This window comes from Avibacterium gallinarum (assembly GCF_002921135.1).
Classification (GTDB): domain Bacteria; phylum Pseudomonadota; class Gammaproteobacteria; order Enterobacterales; family Pasteurellaceae; genus Avibacterium; species Avibacterium gallinarum.
In genome coordinates, this window is the sequence record NZ_PQVJ01000019.1 from 130619 (window position 1) to 150829 (window position 20211).

The 20211-nt window shown below is 42.1% G+C and carries 19 protein-coding genes; 9 read left to right on the forward strand and 10 right to left on the reverse strand.

The window, feature by feature from the left end:
• Positions 1-6: 6 nt before the first annotated feature.
• The 6 genes from hscB to trmJ form a co-directional block, all read right to left on the reverse strand.
• Positions 7-525: a Fe-S protein assembly co-chaperone HscB gene (gene hscB / locus C3007_RS07910; RefSeq protein WP_103853938.1), complete on the reverse strand. Its 519-nt coding sequence runs from the start codon at positions 523-525 to the stop codon at positions 7-9.
• An 11-nt stretch (positions 526-536) separates the two neighbouring features.
• A complete protein-coding gene (iscA, locus tag C3007_RS07915) occupies positions 537-860 on the reverse strand; it encodes an iron-sulfur cluster assembly protein IscA (protein WP_035686194.1) in 324 nt (107 codons plus the stop codon).
• 62 nt (positions 861-922) lie between these two features.
• Entirely contained in the window at positions 923-1306 is a 384-nt protein-coding gene (gene iscU, locus C3007_RS07920; protein WP_035686196.1) for a Fe-S cluster assembly scaffold IscU, read from the reverse strand.
• 21 nt (positions 1307-1327) lie between these two features.
• Complete coding sequence (locus C3007_RS07925; RefSeq protein WP_035686199.1) at positions 1328-2542, reverse strand: IscS subfamily cysteine desulfurase; 1215 nt, start codon at positions 2540-2542, stop codon at positions 1328-1330.
• A gap of 120 nt (positions 2543-2662) precedes the next feature.
• Positions 2663-3133 (reverse strand): Fe-S cluster assembly transcriptional regulator IscR, encoded by a 471-nt coding sequence (gene iscR, locus C3007_RS07930; RefSeq protein ID WP_103853939.1) that lies wholly within the window; start codon positions 3131-3133, stop codon positions 2663-2665.
• Between the two features lie 58 nt (positions 3134-3191).
• Positions 3192-3941, reverse strand: coding sequence for a tRNA (cytosine(32)/uridine(32)-2'-O)-methyltransferase TrmJ (trmJ, locus tag C3007_RS07935; RefSeq protein ID WP_103853940.1), 750 nt, complete (start codon positions 3939-3941; stop codon positions 3192-3194).
• A gap of 172 nt (positions 3942-4113) precedes the next feature.
• Here trmJ and suhB point away from each other — a divergent pair, with 172 nt between their 5' ends.
• Positions 4114-4920, forward strand: a complete 807-nt coding sequence (suhB, locus tag C3007_RS07940) for an inositol-1-monophosphatase (protein ID WP_103853941.1) — start codon at positions 4114-4116, stop codon at positions 4918-4920.
• Positions 4921-5063: 143 nt separating this feature from the next.
• Here the strand turns inward: suhB and sodA are convergent, their stop codons facing one another.
• Together sodA and C3007_RS07950 are read right to left on the reverse strand one after the other, a co-directional pair.
• Complete coding sequence (sodA, locus tag C3007_RS07945) at positions 5064-5690, reverse strand: superoxide dismutase [Mn] (protein WP_103853942.1); 627 nt, start codon at positions 5688-5690, stop codon at positions 5064-5066.
• A 140-nt stretch (positions 5691-5830) separates the two neighbouring features.
• Positions 5831-8101 (reverse strand): NADP-dependent malic enzyme, encoded by a 2271-nt coding sequence (locus C3007_RS07950; RefSeq protein ID WP_103853943.1) that lies wholly within the window; start codon positions 8099-8101, stop codon positions 5831-5833.
• A 251-nt stretch (positions 8102-8352) separates the two neighbouring features.
• Here C3007_RS07950 and rsuA point away from each other — a divergent pair, with 251 nt between their 5' ends.
• Together rsuA and C3007_RS07960 are read left to right on the forward strand one after the other, a co-directional pair.
• Positions 8353-9048 carry a 16S rRNA pseudouridine(516) synthase RsuA gene (gene rsuA / locus C3007_RS07955; RefSeq protein WP_103853944.1) on the forward strand — a complete coding sequence of 232 codons (696 nt, stop codon included), beginning with the start codon at positions 8353-8355 and terminating at the stop codon, positions 9046-9048.
• Positions 9049-9055: 7 nt separating this feature from the next.
• Positions 9056-10252 carry a Bcr/CflA family multidrug efflux MFS transporter gene (locus tag C3007_RS07960; RefSeq protein WP_103853945.1) on the forward strand — a complete coding sequence of 399 codons (1197 nt, stop codon included), beginning with the start codon at positions 9056-9058 and terminating at the stop codon, positions 10250-10252.
• Here C3007_RS07960 and cueR read toward each other — a convergent pair.
• Positions 10247-10645, reverse strand: a complete 399-nt coding sequence (gene cueR / locus C3007_RS07965) for a Cu(I)-responsive transcriptional regulator (protein WP_103853946.1) — start codon at positions 10643-10645, stop codon at positions 10247-10249. The genes C3007_RS07960 and cueR overlap by 6 nt on opposite strands.
• Before the next feature lie 107 nt (positions 10646-10752).
• On the opposite strand from cueR, the gene C3007_RS07970 reads away from it, so the two are divergent.
• Positions 10753-12378, forward strand: coding sequence for a phosphoethanolamine transferase (locus C3007_RS07970; RefSeq protein WP_103853947.1), 1626 nt, complete (start codon positions 10753-10755; stop codon positions 12376-12378).
• A 76-nt stretch (positions 12379-12454) separates the two neighbouring features.
• Here C3007_RS07970 and bcp read toward each other — a convergent pair whose 3' ends face one another.
• Positions 12455-12922: a thioredoxin-dependent thiol peroxidase gene (gene bcp / locus C3007_RS07975; RefSeq protein WP_103853948.1), complete on the reverse strand. Its 468-nt coding sequence runs from the start codon at positions 12920-12922 to the stop codon at positions 12455-12457.
• Positions 12923-13060: 138 nt separating this feature from the next.
• On the opposite strand from bcp, the gene dapA reads away from it, so the two are divergent.
• From dapA to lon, 5 genes are all read left to right on the forward strand, one after another.
• Positions 13061-13957: a 4-hydroxy-tetrahydrodipicolinate synthase gene (gene dapA, locus C3007_RS07980; RefSeq protein ID WP_103853949.1), complete on the forward strand. Its 897-nt coding sequence runs from the start codon at positions 13061-13063 to the stop codon at positions 13955-13957.
• Between the two features lie 112 nt (positions 13958-14069).
• Positions 14070-15074: an outer membrane protein assembly factor BamC gene (gene bamC / locus C3007_RS07985; RefSeq protein WP_103853950.1), complete on the forward strand. Its 1005-nt coding sequence runs from the start codon at positions 14070-14072 to the stop codon at positions 15072-15074.
• Positions 15075-15196: 122 nt separating this feature from the next.
• The gene (locus C3007_RS07990; protein ID WP_103853951.1) at positions 15197-16042 is read left to right on the forward strand and encodes a 23S rRNA (adenine(2030)-N(6))-methyltransferase RlmJ; all 846 of its coding nucleotides are present in this window, start codon (positions 15197-15199) and stop codon (positions 16040-16042) included.
• A 117-nt stretch (positions 16043-16159) separates the two neighbouring features.
• Positions 16160-17515 (forward strand): glutathione-disulfide reductase, encoded by a 1356-nt coding sequence (gene gorA / locus C3007_RS07995; protein WP_103853952.1) that lies wholly within the window; start codon positions 16160-16162, stop codon positions 17513-17515.
• A gap of 281 nt (positions 17516-17796) precedes the next feature.
• Complete coding sequence (gene lon, locus C3007_RS08000) at positions 17797-20211, forward strand: endopeptidase La (RefSeq protein ID WP_103853953.1); 2415 nt, start codon at positions 17797-17799, stop codon at positions 20209-20211.

Here is a 20211-nt window from a genome sequence, read left to right on the forward strand (position 1 = left end):
TTCTCTTTAAAAATCCATTAAGTTGTCTTCAATGCGTTCAACTTCAAGTAACAGTTTTTTGATGAAACGTAAACGATCCGTCAGCATTTGTGCCGTTGCCCAATCTTGCGCAGAAAGTGCGGTGTTTAATTGGCTTAAAATTTCCTGCCGTTGTGCGCTGATTTGATCGGAAAACTGCATTAGCGCATCGCTGTCTTTCTGCTGTTCAATGTCTTCAAGTGCTTCGCGCCATTGCATTTGTTGCATTAAAAATGCCATATCTTGGCTGGTTTTTTCTTCCACATTCTGGCTGCCTAAATGCAAGGCGATAATGCTATCAGCACGGGCAATGGGATCTTTTAATATTTGCAAGGCATCATTCACTTCTGCCGATTTTTGCATTGCTAAACGCTGTTCTTGCGTTGAACGATGTGCAAAATTATCGGGATGCAGGGATTTTTGCAATGCCAAATAACGGTTATTCAAGAGATCAAGATCAAGTGAAAATGCCACTGGCAAATCAAACAATGCAAAAGGATTGCTCATTGGTGTTCCTATTAAACGTTAAAACTTTCGCCGCAGCCACATTCATCTTTCACGTTAGGATTGGTGAATTTGAACCCTTCGTTTAAGCCTTCTTTGACAAAATCAAGTTGTGTGCCGTTGAGATACACTAAGCTTTTGGTATCCACGATCACTTTCACGCCGTGATCTTCAAAAACTTGATCGTCTTCATTTAAAGTATCCACAAACTCAAGCACATAAGCCAAGCCTGAACAGCCTGAGGTTTTAATGCCTAAGCGTAACCCAATGCCTTTGCCACGGTTAGCAAGGAAGGTTTTGACGCGATTTGCTGCACTTTCGGTTAATGTTACGCTCATAAGGTTCTCCACAAAATGATGAAAAGTGCGGTTAAATTTCACCGCACTTTTATTTGCTTAAATTATTCGCCGCGTTTTGCTTTGTAATCAGCGATAGCTGCTTTAATGGCATCTTCTGCCAAAATGGAGCAATGCACTTTTACTGGTGGAAGTTCTAATTCTTCCGCAATTTGGCTATTTTTAATGGCTTGGGCTTCATCAAGAGATTTGCCTTTCACCCATTCAGTGATCAATGAGCTTGAAGCAATGGCTGAACCGCAGCCGTACGTTTTGAATTTTGCATCTTCAATAATGCCGTCATCATTCACTTTGATTTGTAACTGCATTACATCGCCACAAGCCGGCGCGCCCACCATTCCGCTTCCCACGGTTGGATCTTTTTTGTCGAATGAACCTACGTTACGCGGGTTCTCATAATGATCGATTACTTTGTCGCTATATGCCATTTTTCTGTTCCTTTTGCTAAATTAATGGTGAGTCCACTCAATTGAGTTAAGATCAATGCCTTCTTTGAACATATCCCATAATGGGGATAATTCTCTTAATTTTTCCACCGCACCTTTCACCAGATTGATGGTGTAATCAATTTCTTCTTCGGTGGTGTAACGTCCCACAGTAAAGCGGATTGAGCTGTGTGCAAGCTCATCGTTTAATCCTAAAGCACGCAACACATAAGACGGCTCAAGGCTGGCTGAAGTACAAGCTGAACCTGATGAAACGGCAATATCACGCAATGCCATCATTAAACTTTCACCTTCTACATAGTTGAAGCTGATGTTTAGGTTGTTGTCCACACGGTGTTCCATTGAGCCATTCACATAGGTTTCTTCGATATCTTTTAAGCCGTTGTACAAACGATCACGCAATGCTTTTAAGCGCGGCATTTCGGTTGCCATTTCTTCTTTACAAATGCGATAAGCTTCGCCCATACCCACGATTTGGTGAACAGGCAATGTACCTGAACGCATACCACGTTCGTGGCCGCCACCGTGAATGATCGCTTCTAAACGAACGCGCGGTTTACGGCGTACGTATAACGCACCAATCCCTTTTGGCCCGTAAAGTTTGTGGCTTGACATCGACATTAAGTCCACGTTCAATTCCGCCAAATTAATCGGCAATTTACCCACACTTTGTGTTGCATCAGTGTGGAAAATAATTTTGCGCTCACGGCAAAGATCGCCAATGGCTTTAATATCTTGGATCACACCAATTTCGTTATTAACGTGCATAATAGACACTAAAATGGTGTCATCACGCATTGCATTTTTTAATTCTTCTAAGTCGATTAAACCGTCTGATTTTGGTGTTAAGTAGGTAACTTCAAAGCCTTCACGTTCTAATTGACGGCAAGTATCTAGCACCGCTTTGTGTTCTGTTTTGCAGGTGATAATGTGTTTGCCTTTGCTTTGATAAAAATGCGCAGCACCTTTAATTGCAAGGTTGTCAGCTTCTGTTGCGCCTGACGTAAACACGATTTCACGGCTATCCGCACCGATTAAATCGGCAATGTGATTACGCGCCACATCAACGGCTTCTTCTGCTTGCCAGCCGAATTTATGAGAACGGGACGCAGGGTTCCCGAACGTGCCTTCGATGGTTAAAAACTCCATCATTTTTTTGGCAACACGTTCGTCCACAGGGCAAGTTGCCGCATAATCTAAATAAATAGGTAATTTCATTCTACACTCCTAAAAAAATCTATTATTTTGCACCGCACTTTATTTATTAAAGCTAAGGGCTTCACTTTATTAAAGCTAAGAGCTTTATTTTTAAGGCAAAAGATTTTGATGATAAAAAAACTAAGCGCTTTCGTTTAGCATCACCAAATTGTCAAAATCTTTATGATGACGGTGCTGAGGCTTTTCCTGATGATGTTTTTCCACCAGTTCCGCCAAAGTAATTTCATTTAAAAAATTTTCAATTCGCTGGCTGAGTTCGTCCCATAATGAATGGGTTAAACATTGCTGCCCGCCTTTGCAATCCCCTTGTCCTAAGCAACGGGTTACGGTGATATTTTCATTCACCGCAGCGATGATCATGCCAATGGAAATTTTATCGCTTGGTTGCCCAAGCTGATACCCCCCACCAGGGCCACGCACACTTTTCACTAAACCGTGGCGGCGTAATTTTGCGAATAATTGTTCTAAATAAGAAAGGGAAATATGCTGTCTTTCTGAAATATCAGCCAAGCTAACAGGGCCATTTTCAGTATTTAATGCAATATCTAAAATCGCAGTTACAGCATAACGACCTTTTGACGTTAATTTCATCTTCTACTTCCTTCTAGCAATTAGGCGGTTATCTTACATAACCTTCTAAATTAGTCAACTATTCCCTATTGAAATTTCCGCTTTTTTCCACCGCACTTAACATTCCGCGTAGGATATTTAATTCATTTTTTTCCACTTCAGCGCGCAGATATAATCGTCTTAATTTTTGCATAACACCTTGATTTTGAATGAAACCTAGCTGTTGATAAAGACGTTCCGTATGGGCAAAAAAGTATTCTAATTCCTGTGCCGTTGGATAGGTGCTTTCTATTGATGAAAGAGAAAAATCCATGTCTTTTTTATTTCCTTCCTTTTTATTTTTTTCTAACCACGCCATTCTCAATTCATAGCTTATTAATTGCACTGCCATTGCTAAATTCAGCGAAGAATAATCAGGATTAGCAGGAATGGTTAAATGATAACGACATTTCAGCAATTCTTCATTGGTTAGCCCAATGCGCTCGCGCCCAAACACGATAGCGACTTTATGTTGTTTCGCAAAGGCGACCGCTCTTTCCGCACAAGCGCGGGGTTCAAGTAAGGTGCTTTGCAAATGGCGTAGGCGAGCGCTTGTGCCAATAACAAATTCACAATCCGCCACGGCTTGATCAAAGGTCGGCACGATAACCGCGTTTCTCACCACATCATCAGCCCCCACCGCTAACGCAATGGCTTGCTCATCAACACCTTGTTTTGGCGCAACGAGATAAAGCTGGTTTAATCCCATTGTTTTCATTGCGCGCGCCGCTGATCCAATATTGCCGCTATGAGAGGTTTCTACAAGCACAATGCGAATATTTTCTAACATTTTGATTCTGCATTATCTGACTACAAATTGTGGGTATTCTAGCACAATACCCACAAAGTGCGGTCAGAAATAGGAAAATTTTTCGCGCCCAACAGGGTTTTTCTCGCTTTTTGCTTAAAAAATCACTATAATTCGTGGCCTTAAATGATGTTCTTTAAAATCTGGTGGAAATATGAATCCAATGTTAAATATCGCTATTCGTGCGGCACGAAAAGCGGGCAATATTATTGCTAAAGGTTATGAACGCCGTGATGATATTCAAACGGTGGCAAAAAGTGCGAATGATTTTGTTACCAATATTGATAAAGCGTCTGAAGCAGCTATTATTGATGTGATCCAAAACGCCTATCCTGACCATACCATTATTACTGAAGAAAGTGGCGCGTTAGAAGGCAAAGAAAGCGATGTGCAATGGGTGATTGATCCACTAGATGGTACGACAAATTTCATCAAAGGATTACCGCACTTTTCAGTTTCTATCGCGGTTCGTGTGAAAGACAGAACCGAAGTTGGCGTGGTTTATGATCCTATCCGTAATGAACTCTTCACCGCTGTGCGTGGACAAGGCGCAAAAATCAACGAACTGCGTCTGCGTGCAGAAAACACCAAGCGTGAACTACAAGGTGCAATTTTAGCTACCGGTTTCCCATTCAAAAAAATGTCTGCAATGCCAATACAATTTGCAATGATGAGCAATCTTGTCAATGAAGGAAAAGTGGCTGATTTCCGCCGTACTGGCTCAGCAGCGTTAGATATGTGCTATGTAGCCGCTAACCGTGTTGATGGCTATTTTGAAATGGGCGTGAAAGCTTGGGACATTGCAGCAGGTGATCTTATCGCCCGCGAAGCCGGTTGTTTAGTCACGGATTTTGAAGGCGGACACAGCTATTTAACATCAGGCAACGTGGTCGCTGCCCCTGCGCGTTTAGTAAAAGAAATCTTAAACCAAATTCAGCCTTGTTTAGCCGTTGCTCGCTAAACAACGCATTTTTAATCTAAACCTCTTAAATTAGCTAAATCGGAAAATAGGCGAGTGAATAACTTGCCTATTTTTTTAGAAGAAAGATAAAAAAATCCCCTCATTAAAGAGGGGATAAGATGAAATTTATTTTGAATGATGAATTAGATGTTTACTTTTTTCTCAAAACGCTCTGCTGCGTAATCCCAGTTCACCACGTTCCAGAATTCTTTAATGTAGTCTGGACGGCGGTTTTGGAATTTTAAGTAGTATGCGTGTTCCCAAACATCTAAACCGAAAATAGGGTAGCCTTCGCAACCTGCGATTTCTTTACCCATTAATGGGCTGTCTTGGTTTGCGGTGGAAACCACTTCTAATTTACCGTTGTTTAACACTAACCACGCCCAGCCAGAACCGAAACGGGTTGCCGCAGCTTTTTCAAATTCTGCTTGGAATGCTTCCACAGAACCAAAATCACGGATAATGGCGTCTTTTAACGCACCTTGTAAGGTAGTGCCTTTTTTCAAGCTTTTCCAGAACAAGCTATGATTAACGTGGCCACCGGCATTATTGCGTAAACCTGTACGTTTATCTGCTGGTACTTCTGCTAATTTGGTGATTAACTCACCCGGGCAAAGCTCGGCAAATTGCGGTAACGTTTCTAAAATGGCGTTGGCGTTGTTCACATAAGCTTGGTGATGTTTGCTGTAGTGAATTTCCATTGTTTGTGCATCGAAATGTGGTTCTAATGCATCGTAGGCATAGCCTAATTCAGGTAGAGTGTAAGCCATAAAATTTTCCTTCTTAAAATAATCATTAGGTACTAAATTCTTGCGTATTCTAGCAAGAAACTTGATTAAGATCATTAAAAGTTTAAATTTCTAGCGAAAAATAAATAGGGCAGAAAATCTGCCCTATTTATTTTTCTTTTTTAAGCTTCTTGCTGTGCTTTTACTGCAGCGACCGCCACCATATTGATAATACGGCGAACGGAAGAGGCAGAGGTTAAAATATGCGCGGTTTTATTTACGCCCATTAAGATTGGCCCAATGGTGATTGGCGTTGCCGTGCCTTGTAGCAAGTTAAGGCTGATACGCGCCGCTTCCATTGTTGGCATAATGAGCAAGTTTGCCGCGCCTTTTAACGGGCTATCTGGCATCACTTCTTTGCGTAAACTTTCGGAAAGCGCAATGTCGCAGTGCATTTCACCGTCAATGATTAATTCTGGCGCTTTTTCACGCACAAGTTTTAACACTTCACGCATTTTTACTGCATTTTCATCATTGAAGCTACCATAGTTAGAATGGGAAACCAACGCCACTTGTGGCTCGATACCAAAACGGCGAACTTCTGCCGCAGACATTAAGGTGATTTCCGCTAATTCTTCTGCCGTTGGATTTGGATTAACGAACGTATCGGCGATAAACAAGTTGCCCGTTGGTAGCACCAAACCATTTACAGTAGCAGGAATTGCGCCTGCTTTCACACCAATGAAATCTTTGATTGCGCCTAAGTGAGAAGCATAAGGCCCAACCAATCCGCATAGCATAGCATCGGCTTTGCCAAGTTCTAACAACACTGTGCCAAGTGCGGTCGGATTATGCAACATTTTACGTTTTGCGCCTGATGGCGTCATTCCTTGGCGTTTTAACTTGTCGTGATAACGTTGCCAGCATTCGTCATAGTAAGGATTGTTTTCGATGTCGATAATGTCAAAATCACGCTCTGCTTCAAGATGTAAACCAAGTTTTTTGATTTTTTCTTCGATGATGTGCGTACGTCCTAGCAACACAGGTTGTGCAATGCCTAAGGTTGCAATTTCTTGCACGGCGTGAAGCACGCGCGTTTCTTCGCCGTCTGTCAGTAAGACGCGTTTTTTGTCTTGTTTTGCTTGGGCGAACACTGGTTTCATAAATAAATTCGTTTTGTAAACGAATTGAGTAAGTTTTTCTAAATAGGCATCAAAATCTTCAATTGGACGGGTTGCCACGCCGCTATCCATCGCCGCTTTCGCAACCGCTGGGGCAATTTTCACAATAAGACGCGGATCGAATGGTTTTGGAATTAAATAATCTGGCCCAAAAGAAATTTCCGCGCCACCATAGGCGGAAGTAACCACTTCGCTTTGCTCTGCCAAGGCGAGATCCGCAATGGCGTACACCGCTGCTAATTTCATTTCTTCATTAATGGTGGTGGCGCTCACATCTAATGCACCACGGAAAATGAATGGGAAACAAAGCACGTTATTCACTTGGTTCGGATAGTCTGAACGGCCTGTACAAACAATGGCATCAGGGCGAACTTCTTTGGCAAGTGGTGGTAAAATTTCAGGTTCTGGGTTCGCCAAGGCAAGAATTAGCGGATTTGGCGCCATCACTTTCACCATTTCTTGGGTTAATGCGCCCGCCGCGGAACAGCCAAGAAAAATATCACAATTCGGCATTGCATCAGCCAAGGTGCGTGTGCCGTTATCTTCAATTGCGTAAAGCTTTTTGGTTTCGTCCATTCGCTCATCACGGCCTTTGAAAATCACGCCTTTGGAATCGCACACGGTGATGTGTTCTTTTTTCATTCCAAGGGAAACCAACAAGTTCAAGCAAGCAATAGACGCTGCACCCGCGCCTGATGCCACTAATTTTACATCTTCAATTTTTTTATTCACAATGCGTAAACCGTTGATCACCGCCGCGGCTGAAATAATGGCTGTGCCGTGCTGATCATCGTGGAATACGGGAATATTCATTCGCTCACGCAATTTTTGTTCAATGTAAAAACACTCTGGCGCTTTGATGTCTTCCAGGTTAATACCGCCGAAAGTTGGTTCAAGTGCGGCGATAATTTCCACTAATTTATCAGGATCTTTTTCATCAATTTCAATATCAAACACATCTACGCCCGCGAACTTTTTAAATAGCACGCCTTTCCCTTCCATTACGGGTTTGCCAGCTAAGGCACCGATATTGCCTAAGCCTAGCACCGCTGTTCCATTAGAAATTACCGCAACAAGATTGCCGCGAGCTGTGTATTTATAAGCATTGGCAGGATCTTTTTCAATTTCTAAACAAGGCTCTGCCACTCCCGGTGAATAAGCTAAAGCAAGATCACGCTGTGTGGCGAGAGATTTGGTTGGGGTAACTTCAATTTTTCCCGGCTTTGGAAATTCGTGGAAATCAAGCGCCGCTTGGCGTAATTGTGCGTCCATAAAACAGTCCTTATAACAATTTGAAAAGGTTGTGAGAATAATTCAACACCCTATTATAGGCGAAAAAATCAGAAAATCTGTGATTTACAACACATTATTTACAATTCATTCACAAAATCAACCGCACTTTTGTTTTCGGTGTAGCTAGGAGCTTCTCACCAAGAGAAGTACTCTTGATTTTGAACAGCCCCTAGGGTTTTATGCCGAGATGTTGTACAATACTTCGCTTTTATTAATGAGAAAATCACGCAATGAGATTAGATAAATTTTTAGCCGAGCAAACAGGACTAACGCGCTCTCAAGCTAATAAAGCGCTACGCCAAAGTGCGGTGCAAATTAATGGAAAAATTGAGAAAAGCGGCGCAACCAAAGTGAGTGCGGAAGATGAGATTTACTTTGAGGGTGAGCGCCTTACTTGGTTTGAGGCAGGGCATTACATTATGCTGAATAAACCGCAAGGCTATGTTTGCTCCAATGATGACGGCGATTATCCGACAATTTATCAATTCTTTGATTATCCCCTTGCCGGCAAATTGCACAGTGCTGGGCGGCTAGATGTGGATACCACAGGGCTGGTGTTGCTCACCGATGATGGGCAGTGGTCGCATCGCATCACTTCACCAAAACATCATTGCAAGAAAACCTATTTGGTTACCCTTGCCGATCCCGTAGAAAATCATTATCAACAAGCCTGCGCCGAAGGCATTTTATTGCGTGGTGAAAAACACCCTACCAAACCAGCCAAACTTGAAATTATTGATGATTACAATGTGAATCTCACCCTAAGCGAAGGGCGTTATCATCAAGTAAAACGAATGTTTGCCGCCTTAGGCAACAAAGTGATTGGGCTGCACCGTTGGAAAATTGGCGATGTAGTGCTAGATGATCAATTAGAAGAAGGGGAATACCGCCCTTTAAGCGCAGAAGAATTAAACGCATTAAAATAAGGATAGCATTTTGAGCGAAAAAACGATTCATAAACCCAGCTTTATTTTCATTTTGACCCTTGGGCTACTTTCAATGTTGCCGCCGCTTGGGGTAGATATGTATTTGCCTGCCTTTTTGCGAATGTCGCAAGATTTGCACGTTAGCCCTGAGCAAATTCAGCATACCCTAACCTTTTTCGCTTATGGTATGGCGGCAGGACAGCTTTTCTGGGGGCCTGTGGGCGATAGCTATGGGCGTAAACCCATTATTCTGTTAGGCGTGATTGTCAGCGCTATTACTGCGTTAATTCTCACGACAATCAATCAAATTGGCAGTTTTACCGTGCTACGCTTTATGCAAGGCTTTTTTGGCGCAGCGCCCGTAGTTTTAGTAGGCGCATTATTACGCGATCTTTTCAGTAAAAATGAACTTTCACGCACAATGTCCACAATCACCCTTGTATTTATGATCGCCCCACTGGTTGCACCAATTATTGGTGGCTATTTGGTAACTTATTTCCATTGGCACTCTATCTTTTATGTGATTGCGGTAATGGGCGCACTGAGTACCTTGTTGGTATTTTTCATCATTCCTGAAACCCATAAAAAAGAAAATCGTATTCCTTTACGCTTAAATATTGTAGTGCGCAATTTTGTGAATTTATGGCAGAAAAAAGAAGTGTTGGGTTATATGTTTATGAGCGCCTTTGGCTTTGGTGGCTTGTTTGCGTTCTTAACTGCGGGATCGATCGTATATATCGGCATTTATGGTATTCCCGAGCAAAACTTTGGCTATTTCTTTATGCTGAATATTAGCGTGATGACCTTAGGTTCGTTTTTAAACGGGCGCTTGGTAACCAAAGTTGGCGCAGAAAAAATGCTACAAACAGGCTTGATTATTCAATTCATTGCGGCGATTTGGCTATTATTAGTGGTGTTTTTCGATCTCGGCTTTTGGTCAATGGCCATTGGCGTGGCATTGTTTGTAGGGCAGAATTCACTCATTAGCTCAAACGCAATGGCATCAATTTTAGAAAAATTCCCTGCAATGGCTGGCACAGCAAATTCAATGGTAGGCAGTGTGCGTTTCGGCACAGGTGCTTGTGTGGGATCGCTCGTTGCATTAATGAAAATTAATAGCGCCGCGCCAATGCTTTTAACCATGGTAGGTTGCTCATTTTTAGCGGTCAGCTGCTATTATTTCTTAACCTATAAGCGCTTATAATTTCGTTTTTTCCGTTAGCCCTGAAAGAATAGAACAATCAGGGCTATCATTCCCTTGGCAAGAACAATGCCAGCGCTGCAACAAATCCAACATTTCTTGTAAGCTCGCAATCTTATCTTTTAGCTCTGTAATATGTTGTTCTGTAATGGCTTTTACTTCGCGACTGGTGCGATTAGGATCGCTATTTAACCTTAATAATTCGCGAATTTGTTGCAATGAAAATCCCACTTTACGCGCGTTACTAATAAAGCGCAGCTGGCTTAAATCCTGCTCAGAATAAAAGCGATAACCCGATAAAGTGCGTTGTGCCTCAGGCAATAATCCCGCTTTTTCATAATCCCGAATTTGCTTGGCGGATAAACCTGCTTTCTCGGCTGCTTGGCTGATGTTCATTTTTTTCCCCATTTTATTTGTAAGTTTTCGTAAAGAACTTTTTAATTTTTTATCTGACTAATTCAACGACTATTCAATGATAATCTTAAAATTAGGAAATTCTTTTTATGTTATTTTCTCGGTTTAAATTAAAAAGCTCAACCCTTATTGCACTGGTTGCGCTTTATTTTACTTTAGTACTAAATATTGCATTTTACAAAAAAGTGTGGGCGCTGCACCCATTTGCGGGGCAGCCGGAAGATTATTTTCTTCTCACCGTTCCCATCTTTATTTTCTTTACGCTAAATGCGGTTTTTCAGCTTTTTGCATTGCCTATTTTGCACAAAGTGATTATTCCGCTGTTGCTGATTATTAGTGCCGCCATTGGCTATCAAGCCTTATTTTATGATGTGCATTTCACCACGGATATGCTCGAAAATGTGCTGCAAACCACGCCTGCGGAAAGTGTTCGTATGCTCACTTGGCAATATCTCGCGTGGATTGCGTTTTTTGGCATGTTGCCAGCCATTTTATACATTATAGTAAAGGTGGATTATCGCACTTGGTGGAAAGAGCTTGGTTTGCGCGTGGGCTTGATCGCTCTTTCTGGCGTAGTGATTTGGGGCATTGCGAAAGGTTTTTATCAAGATTACGCCGCCTTTGTTCGCAATAATAAGCCCGTTGTGAGCTTGCTTGTACCGTCTAATTTCATTAGTGCAGGCGTGAATAAAGTGAAACGCGTGCGTGAAGCCAATCGCCCTTATGAACAAATCGGTTTAGATGCACAACAAGCTAAACCTGATGAATATCGCCATTTCACCGTGATTGTGGTGGGCGAAACCACGCGTGCGCAAAACTGGGGGCTGAATGGCTACGCACGCCAGACCACACCAAAACTGGCAGCGCGTGGCAAAGACATCATCAATTTCACAGACGTTTCCAGCTGTGGCACATCAACCGCCATTTCCGTGCCTTGTATGTTCTCCTATCTCACTCAAGCCCAATACAATGGTGGCAAAGCGCAAAAAATGGATAATTTGCTCGATGTGCTACAACGTGCAGACGTGAATATTTTCTGGCTAGATAATAACAGCGATTGCAAAGGCGTTTGCTTGCGTGTGCCAAATGAAGTTACTAATATGAAAACGCCAGAATACTGTACAGACGGCGAATGTTTAGATGAGATTTTGCTGAAAGATTTCGACAAAATTCTTAATGAAAGCCAAAAAGATACGGTGCTGATTTTGCATACTATCGGCAGCCACGGGCCGACCTATTACGAACGCTACACGCCAGAATTTAAAAAGTTTGTGCCAACTTGCGACACAAACGAAATTCAAACTTGTAGCAACGAACAATTAGTGAATACGTACGATAACGGTATTTTGTATATTGATAATTTCCTTGATCAAGTGATCCAAAAACTGGAACACCGTGATGATTTGGAAAGTGCGGTATATTATGTGTCAGATCACGGTGAATCCCTTGGTGAGGACGGCATTTATCTGCACGGCACGCCTTATGCCATCGCGCCAGATTATCAAATCAAAGTGCCGATGTTCTTTTGGTTTTCCAAAACGTGGCAGCAAAATGAAGGCGTGGATTTAGACTGCCTGCGCCACAACGCCAGCGCCCAGCATTATTCCCACGATAATTTATTTAGCACCGTGATTGGAATGATGGATATGAATTTAAAAACGGACGTATATCAAAAGGATTTGGATATTTTGGCGAGTTGCAAAAAAGCGCATTAATAAAAATCACGAAAAACAAAGTGCGGTAGAAAAATTTAAAAAATTTGCACCGCACTTTAATTTGAGCAGTCAGAGATTATTTTTGTGTTAAATAATCTAGCACCACTTGATGATGTTCACCGGTTTTAAATTTCTCAAACACTTTTTCGATTTTGCCTTGTTCATCAATTAAGAAGCTAATGCGATGAATGCCGTCATAGGTTTTACCCATAAATTTTTTCTCACCCCATACGCCAAATTGTTCAGCGACTTGGTGATCTTCATCGGAAAGCAGCGTGAAATTCAAGGCTTTTTTCTCGGCGAAATTAGCGAGCTTTTTTGGGCTATCAGGGCTAATGCCAAGAATTACGACATTGAGTTTTTCAAGTTCCGCTTTGCTATCGCGCAGTCCGCAGGCTTGTGTAGTGCAACCGGGCGTGAGGGCTTTGGGATAGAAATAAACCAAGACTTTTTTGCCTTTAAAATCGGTAAGCGAAACTAGTTGCTCGTTTTGATCAAGTAAAGCAAAGTGCGGGGCAAAATCGCCCGCTTTTAATGTTTGCATAGTAAATATCCTTAAAAATTTGATGTTATTGAGAAAAAATGCAAAAAATTGCTTGCAAATTTTGGTTATTTTAGCGATCTTAAACAAACTTTTTCAAGCAAACTCAATAGACATAACAAAAATAATTCGGAGGTCTTTATGTCAGTAACGAATCCTTTATTTTACGGTAGTATTACCGCGTTGATTACCCCTATGGACTCACACGGTGAGGTCGATTTTGACGCACTAAAAAAATTGGTTGAGTATCATATCGCTGCGGGAACGCACGGTATTGTGTCTGTGGGAACAACAGGGGAATCTGCCACATTAAGCATAGAGGAAAACGTTAAAACAATTTTGAAGACCGTTGAATTTGCCGATGGACGTATCCCTGTAATTGCTGGTGCGGGTGCAAATGCCACCAGCGAAGCCATTACAATGACAAAATTATTAAACGGCAGCGGCGTTGCGGGTTGTTTGTCTGTGGTGCCTTATTACAACAAACCAACGCAAGAAGGAATGTATCAACACTTTAAAGCAATTGCAGAATGCACTGATTTACCACAAATTTTATATAACGTGCCGGGACGTACAGGCAGCGATATGCAGCCTGAAACTGTGGGGCGTTTAGCACAAATTGATAATATTGTGGCAATCAAAGAAGCAACAGGTGATGTGAGCCGCGTAGCGAAAATTAAACAGCTTGCAGGTGAAGATTTCATCGTGTTAAGTGGTGATGATGCGACAGGGTTAGAAAGTATCAAAGCTGGCGGTGAAGGGGTGATCTCGGTAACAAATAACATCGCTGCCGCAGATATGGCGAAAATGTGTGAGCTTGCTTTAGCGGGTAAATTTGATGAAGCAGAGGTGATCAACCAGCGTTTAATGGCATTACACAAAGATCTTTTTGTTGAATCTAACCCAATTCCTGTGAAATGGGCGGCTTATAAATTAGGTTTAATTCCAGAGCCAGTGTTGCGTTTACCACTGACAACATTAAGTGAAGCGGCACAACCAAAAGTGATTGAAGCCTTGAAAATCGCGGGATTATTATAATTTTTAGTAAAAATTCACTGAGGGGCGTTGAGTAGTCAATGCCCCTTAAACTTTTCTGCATTCTGATTGTCAAAACTGGCAATGAAATTTGTTTAACCTTGAGGATAAATTGATGAAAAAGTGGTTATTAAGCACGCCAATTTTAATGACATTAGTGGCTTGTTCAGCAAGCAATGAAAGTAAACAGCAAGCTAATGATAACTTTGAAAAATACGCTGAACAGCAAGTGGTTTTTGCACCCCTAGCAAGCGGTGGGGTAAATTTACCTGCACAAGATAACACTTATGCATTGCCGCAGCTTAATAAACAAGCACATCAAAAAGTGGATATTCGCCCACCAAGCACACCAATCGCAGTGATTAATAATTCCATTGCACAGTTTGACGGTGAGCGTTCTTTGATTGTTTATCCCTCATCGAAAGAAGCAGTTTATAGCTTAAATCAAGTAGCACGTTTATTAAAAGAACAAGGGATTACTTATCAATATCAAGATAATCGTATCGAAACTAGTTGGGCGGCAACGGGGCGTGCCGATGATATTGGAGACACACAAATTCGTTATTTGATTGAGCAAGTGCAATATCAAGGGGCGAGTGCGCTGGTTGTGTCAATTCTGCAAATGAAACGCGATAATATTATTTTCACCCCAACAGTGGCACAAAAGCAGCGTTATACCTCTGATCGTTTAAATCAGCTGATTGGTGAGTTAAATACGGCGTATCGTAAACAGCAAAGTGAATTAAATAGCACTGCAGTAACGCCAATTCAAACGCAATTAACCACAGATATAAACGGTCGTGCGGCATTAGCGTTAAATGCACCTTTTAACCAAGCGTGGCAACGTTTGCGTGGGGCGTTAAATCAAGTAGGATTTGAAACCACGTCAGAAAATCCGGGGCGTGGCTATCGTGAATTAAAATATAGTCCATTAGAAAAAACAGAATGGGCGAGATTTGGCGTGGCTTCGCCTGAATTAGAAAAAGGCGAGTATGCAATGCAACTTTCTGATTTAGGCAGACAAAGTGCAGTGGTGATTAGCGATGAAGACGGCAATGCGCTTTCGGGTAATCAAGCACAGTCTATTTACCAAGCCTTGCAAGCGATTTTAGCCAAATAAATTGTCATCAAGTAGTTCTTTGATGACACAGGGCGAGCCAGAATGTTCGCCCTTCGTTTTAACGATCATAATCCGCAAAAATAAAGTGCGGTCTTTTTTTATCAAATTTTTAAGGGCAAAAAATGCTGAGTTATCGTCATAGCTTCCACGCAGGCAACTTTGCCGATGTGCTAAAACACATTGTGCAAATGCTGATTATTGAAAGTCTGCAGCAAAAAGACAAAGGCTTTTATTATTTAGATACCCACGCTGGTGTGGGGCATTATCGCTTATTCGGCAATGAAGCTGAAAAAACCGGTGAATATAAAGAAGGAATCGGGCGTTTATGGGATCAAACAGAAATGCCTGAAGAAGTGGCGGGTTATGTCGCCCTTATTAAGAAACTGAATTATGGCGGCAAATCGCTACGATATTACGCAGGATCACCGCTGATCGCCGCACATTTATTGCGTCCGCAAGATCGTGCCTTATTAACGGAGCTACACCCAGCAGATTTTCCATTATTACGCAATAATTTCAAAGAATTTGATAATGTTACTACTAAACGCGATAACGGCTTTCAGCAAATTAAAGCCACGCTGCCACCCAAAGAAAGACGCGGGCTGATTTTGATCGATCCCCCTTATGAATTAAAAGAAGATTATGATTTGGTGGTAAAAGCCATTGAAGAAGGGGTAAAACGTTTTGCCACGGGCATTTATGCTATTTGGTATCCTGTGGTGCTACGTCAGCAAACCAAACGTATTATAAAGGGACTGGAAAACACCGGCATTCGCAAAATTTTACAAATTGAAATGGCGGTGCGTCCTGATTCCGATCAACGTGGAATGACCGCAAGCGGAATGATTGTGGTTAATCCCCCTTGGCAGCTAGAAGCGCAAATGAAAAAAATTCTGCCTTATTTAACCAAAACCCTTGTGCCAGAAGGAACGGGCAGTTGGAAGGTGGAATGGATTACACCAGAGTAAGAATTTACCGATTAGATTAATTAGTCGCTTTACCTCGTATTTTTCGGCAAAATAAGCGCAGATTTATTATGGGCTTTTCGCATTTACAGCCCAATTCACCAATTTAGGGAGTTAAAAATGACAAAACATTATGATTACATCGCCATTGGTGGCGGAAGTGGCGGTATCGCTTCAATTAACCGTGCGGCAAGCTATGGCAAAAAATGTGCCATTATTGAAGCAAAAGAACTAGGCGGAACCTGTGTAAACGTGGGCTGCGTGCCGAAAAAAGTGATGTGGTATGGCGCACAAGTGGCAGAAGCGATCAATCTGTATGCGCCAGATTATGGCTTTGATGTTGCGGTAAAAGACTTTGATTTCAGTAAGTTAGTGGAAAATCGTCAGGCTTATATTGGACGTATCCACAATTCTTATAACAATGTATTAGCTAAAAATAACGTGGACGTGATCGAAGGCTTTGCCAAATTTGTTGATGCCCACACCGTTGAAGTAAACGGCGAGAAAATCACTGCAGACCATATTTTGATCGCTACAGGGGCTTATCCTGCTCACCCTGAAATTAAGGGTGCAGAATATGGCATTGATTCTGACGGCGTATTTGAATTAAATGCGTTACCAAAATCCGTTGCAGTTGTCGGCGCAGGTTACATCGCAGTGGAATTAGCGGGTGTATTAAACAGCCTAGGCGTGGACACTCACCTATTCGTGCGTAAACAAAGCCCATTGCGTAGCTTTGATCCACTTATCGTAGAAACCCTCGTGGAAGTGATGGCACAAGATGGCATTCATCTGCACACTCACGCCATTCCAAAAGAAGTGGTTAAAAATGCTGACGGTTCTTTCACCTTAAAATTAGAAGATGGACGTGAGCAAACTGTTGAAAAAGTGATTTGGGCAATTGGTCGTAAACCAAATACGGCAAATATCAACCTTGCAGCAGCAGGCGTGGAAACTAACGATAAAGGTTTCATTAAAGTAGATAAATATCAAAACACCAATGTAAAAGGCATTTATGCGGTGGGTGATATTATTGAAGGAGGCATTGAACTCACCCCTGTTGCCGTTGCTGCCGGACGCCGTTTGTCTGAGCGTTTATTCAACAATAAACCAAACGAGCATTTAGATTACAATCTTGTGCCAACCGTAGTGTTTAGCCACCCGCCAATCGGCACTATCGGCTTAACTGAGCCGCAAGCCATTGAGCAATATGGCGCAGAAAACGTGAAAGTGTATAAATCATCATTCACGCCAATGTACAGCGCGGTAACCCAACATCGCCAACCTTGTCGAATGAAATTGGTTTGCGTGGGCAAAGATGAAAAAATTGTCGGCCTACACGGCATTGGTTTTGGTGTTGATGAAATGATCCAAGGCTTTGCCGTTGCCATTAAAATGGGCGCAACCAAAGCGGATTTCGACAACACCGTTGCTATTCACCCAACGGGTTCAGAAGAATTTGTAACAATGCGTTAATGTTAAGTGCGGTGTAAATTTTCATCATTTTTAATCAATCCAACCTTTCGGGGTTGGATTTTTTATTTATCTACGCACAAATTGAATGTTTTTTAATCTTTTTCTTTCCTGAAAAGAGAAAAAATAAAATTTATGTGAAAAAATGACCGCACTTTTAATTTGAATGGGGTACACTGAACGGCATAAATCTTATTTAGCATAATTTGTGTTGCGAACTTGAACTTTGCTAAATTGCCCCAATATGGGAGAGTAATTTCAAGTTTTAAGGAAAGAGAGAAAATATGAACGCCAGACGAACAAAACAAAAAACCATGCCTGTTTTACCATTACGCGATGTGGTGGTTTTCCCATATATGGTTATGCCATTGTTTGTGGGACGCGAAAAATCCATCGCCAGTCTTGAAGAGGCAATGGAAAATGGCAAACAATTATTATTAGTTTCGCAAAAAGCAGCCGAGTTAGAACAGCCTACGGTGGACGATGTGTATGATGTCGGCACGGTGGCGAATATTATTCAATTACTCAACTTACCAGATGGCACAGTAAAAGTGCTAGTGGAAGGACAGCAACGTGCCAAAATTTCCCATTTAGAAGACAATGGGCGTTTCTTCGAGGCAAAAATTGAGTTAATGGATACCCAATTTGGCGATGAAACAGAATTAGAAGTGGCACAGAATACGGCACTGAAAGAGTTTGAAAAATATATTGAACTCAACAAGAAAGTGCAGCCAGATGTGCTTTCCGCCTTGAAAAATATTGCAGATCCAGAGCGTTTAAGCGACACAATGGCAGCGCATATGCCGGTTTCAGTAGCGCGTAAGCAAGAAGTTTTAGGCATTGCAAATGTTGCTGAACGTTTTGAATATTTGCTTGGTTTAATGATTAACGAAGCAGGTATTTTAGAAGTTGAGAAACGTATTCGCGGCCGCGTGAAAAAACAAATGGAAAAAAGCCAGCGCGATTATTACCTTAACGAACAAATCAAAGCTATCCAAAAAGAGCTAGGTGAAACCGAAAGTACCGTTGATGAAGTAGAACAACTTCGTCAAAAAGTGGAAGAAGCCAAAATGCCAAAAGAGGCGAGAGAAAAAGTGGAAGCAGAATTGCAGAAACTGAAAATGATGTCGCCAATGTCAGCAGAAGCAACAGTAGTGCGCAGCTACATTGATTGGATGTTGCAAGTGCCTTGGCACAAGCGCAGCAAAGTGAAAAAAGATATTGTTAAAGCGCAGGAAATTCTTGATGCGGATCATTATGGCTTAGAGCGCGTGAAAGATCGCATTTTGGAATATTTAGCGGTACAAAGCCGTTTAAATCAGCTTAAAGGGCCTATCCTTTGCTTAGTTGGGCCACCGGGGGTGGGGAAAACTTCCCTAGGACAATCTATTGCCAATGCCACAGGACGTAAATATGTGCGTATGGCGCTAGGCGGCGTGCGTGATGAAGCGGAAATCCGTGGGCATCGCAAAACCTATATCGGCTCATTGCCTGGTAAATTGATCCAAAAAATGGCAAAAGTGGGGGTGAAAAATCCGCTATTTTTACTTGATGAGATCGACAAAATGGCATCGGATATGCGTGGTGATCCTGCCTCTGCGTTGTTAGAAGTGCTTGATCCAGAACAGAACTCTAACTTCAACGATCATTATTTAGAAGTGGATTATGATCTTTCTGATGTAATGTTTGTGGCAACCTCAAATTCTATGAATATCCCAGGGCCGTTGCTTGATCGTATGGAAGTGATTCGTTTATCGGGCTATACGGAAGATGAAAAACTCAATATCGCCACACGCCATTTGCTTAACAAACAAATTGAGCGTAACGGCTTGAAAAAAGGCGAGTTGAAAATCGAAGACAGTGCAATTTTAGATATTATCCGCTATTACACCCGTGAAGCGGGCGTGCGTGGTCTTGAACGTGAGATTTCTAAAATCTGCCGTAAAGCGGTGAAAAATTTACTGTTGAACCCGAAATTAAAATCGATCACGGTAAACAGCGATAACCTGAACGAATATTTGGGCGTAAAACGCTTTGAGTTTGGTCGTGCAGATACACAAAACCGCGTGGGGGAAGTAACGGGCTTGGCGTGGACACAAGTAGGCGGTGATTTACTCACCATCGAAGCCACTTCTGTTATCGGTAAAGGCAAATTAACCTACACAGGGTCGCTAGGCGATGTGATGAAAGAATCCATTCAAGCAGCGATGACCGTGGTGCGTTCCCGTGCTGAAAAATTAGGCATTGCGCCTGATTTCCACGAAAAACGTGATATTCACATTCACGTTCCAGACGGTGCAACACCAAAAGATGGCCCAAGTGCAGGGATCGCAATGTGTACAGCCTTGGTTTCTTGCTTAACGGGAAATCCTGTGAAGTCTGAAGTGGCGATGACAGGGGAAATCAGCTTGCGTGGTAAAGTGTTGCCAATTGGTGGTTTGAAAGAGAAATTGCTCGCAGCGCACCGTGGCGGCATTAAAACAGTGATTATTCCAAAAGATAATGTAAAAGATTTGGAAGAAATCCCAGAGAATGCGAAAAACAGTTTAGATATTCGTCCAGTGGAAACCATTGATGAAGTACTAAGCATCGCCTTAGAAAATCCGCCAGAAGGGGTTGATTTTTCTCACTTGATTACAAAAGAAGAAAAAACAACGCCACGCCGTAAAAGTAAACGTGCGGAAAGTGCGGTGAATTAA

Excerpts from the sequence above, each read along its gene's own strand:
- hscB (WP_103853938.1), bottom strand. The coding sequence starts at position 525 with ATGAGCAATCCTTTTGCATTGTTTGATTTGCCAGTGGCATTTTCACTT.
- iscA (WP_035686194.1), bottom strand. The coding sequence starts at position 860 with ATGAGCGTAACATTAACCGAAAGTGCAGCAAATCGCGTCAAAACCTTC.
- iscU (WP_035686196.1), bottom strand. The coding sequence starts at position 1,306 with ATGGCATATAGCGACAAAGTAATCGATCATTATGAGAACCCGCGTAAC.
- C3007_RS07925 (WP_035686199.1), bottom strand. The coding sequence starts at position 2,542 with ATGAAATTACCTATTTATTTAGATTATGCGGCAACTTGCCCTGTGGAC.
- iscR (WP_103853939.1), bottom strand. The coding sequence starts at position 3,133 with ATGAAATTAACGTCAAAAGGTCGTTATGCTGTAACTGCGATTTTAGAT.
- trmJ (WP_103853940.1), bottom strand. The coding sequence starts at position 3,941 with ATGTTAGAAAATATTCGCATTGTGCTTGTAGAAACCTCTCATAGCGGC.
- suhB (WP_103853941.1), top strand. The coding sequence starts at position 4,114 with ATGAATCCAATGTTAAATATCGCTATTCGTGCGGCACGAAAAGCGGGC.
- sodA (WP_103853942.1), bottom strand. The coding sequence starts at position 5,690 with ATGGCTTACACTCTACCTGAATTAGGCTATGCCTACGATGCATTAGAA.
- C3007_RS07950 (WP_103853943.1), bottom strand. The coding sequence starts at position 8,101 with ATGGACGCACAATTACGCCAAGCGGCGCTTGATTTCCACGAATTTCCA.
- rsuA (WP_103853944.1), top strand. The coding sequence starts at position 8,353 with ATGAGATTAGATAAATTTTTAGCCGAGCAAACAGGACTAACGCGCTCT.
- cueR (WP_103853946.1), bottom strand. The coding sequence starts at position 10,645 with ATGAACATCAGCCAAGCAGCCGAGAAAGCAGGTTTATCCGCCAAGCAA.
- C3007_RS07970 (WP_103853947.1), top strand. The coding sequence starts at position 10,753 with ATGTTATTTTCTCGGTTTAAATTAAAAAGCTCAACCCTTATTGCACTG.
- bcp (WP_103853948.1), bottom strand. The coding sequence starts at position 12,922 with ATGCAAACATTAAAAGCGGGCGATTTTGCCCCGCACTTTGCTTTACTT.
- dapA (WP_103853949.1), top strand. The coding sequence starts at position 13,061 with ATGTCAGTAACGAATCCTTTATTTTACGGTAGTATTACCGCGTTGATT.
- bamC (WP_103853950.1), top strand. The coding sequence starts at position 14,070 with ATGAAAAAGTGGTTATTAAGCACGCCAATTTTAATGACATTAGTGGCT.
- C3007_RS07990 (WP_103853951.1), top strand. The coding sequence starts at position 15,197 with ATGCTGAGTTATCGTCATAGCTTCCACGCAGGCAACTTTGCCGATGTG.
- gorA (WP_103853952.1), top strand. The coding sequence starts at position 16,160 with ATGACAAAACATTATGATTACATCGCCATTGGTGGCGGAAGTGGCGGT.
- lon (WP_103853953.1), top strand. The coding sequence starts at position 17,797 with ATGAACGCCAGACGAACAAAACAAAAAACCATGCCTGTTTTACCATTA.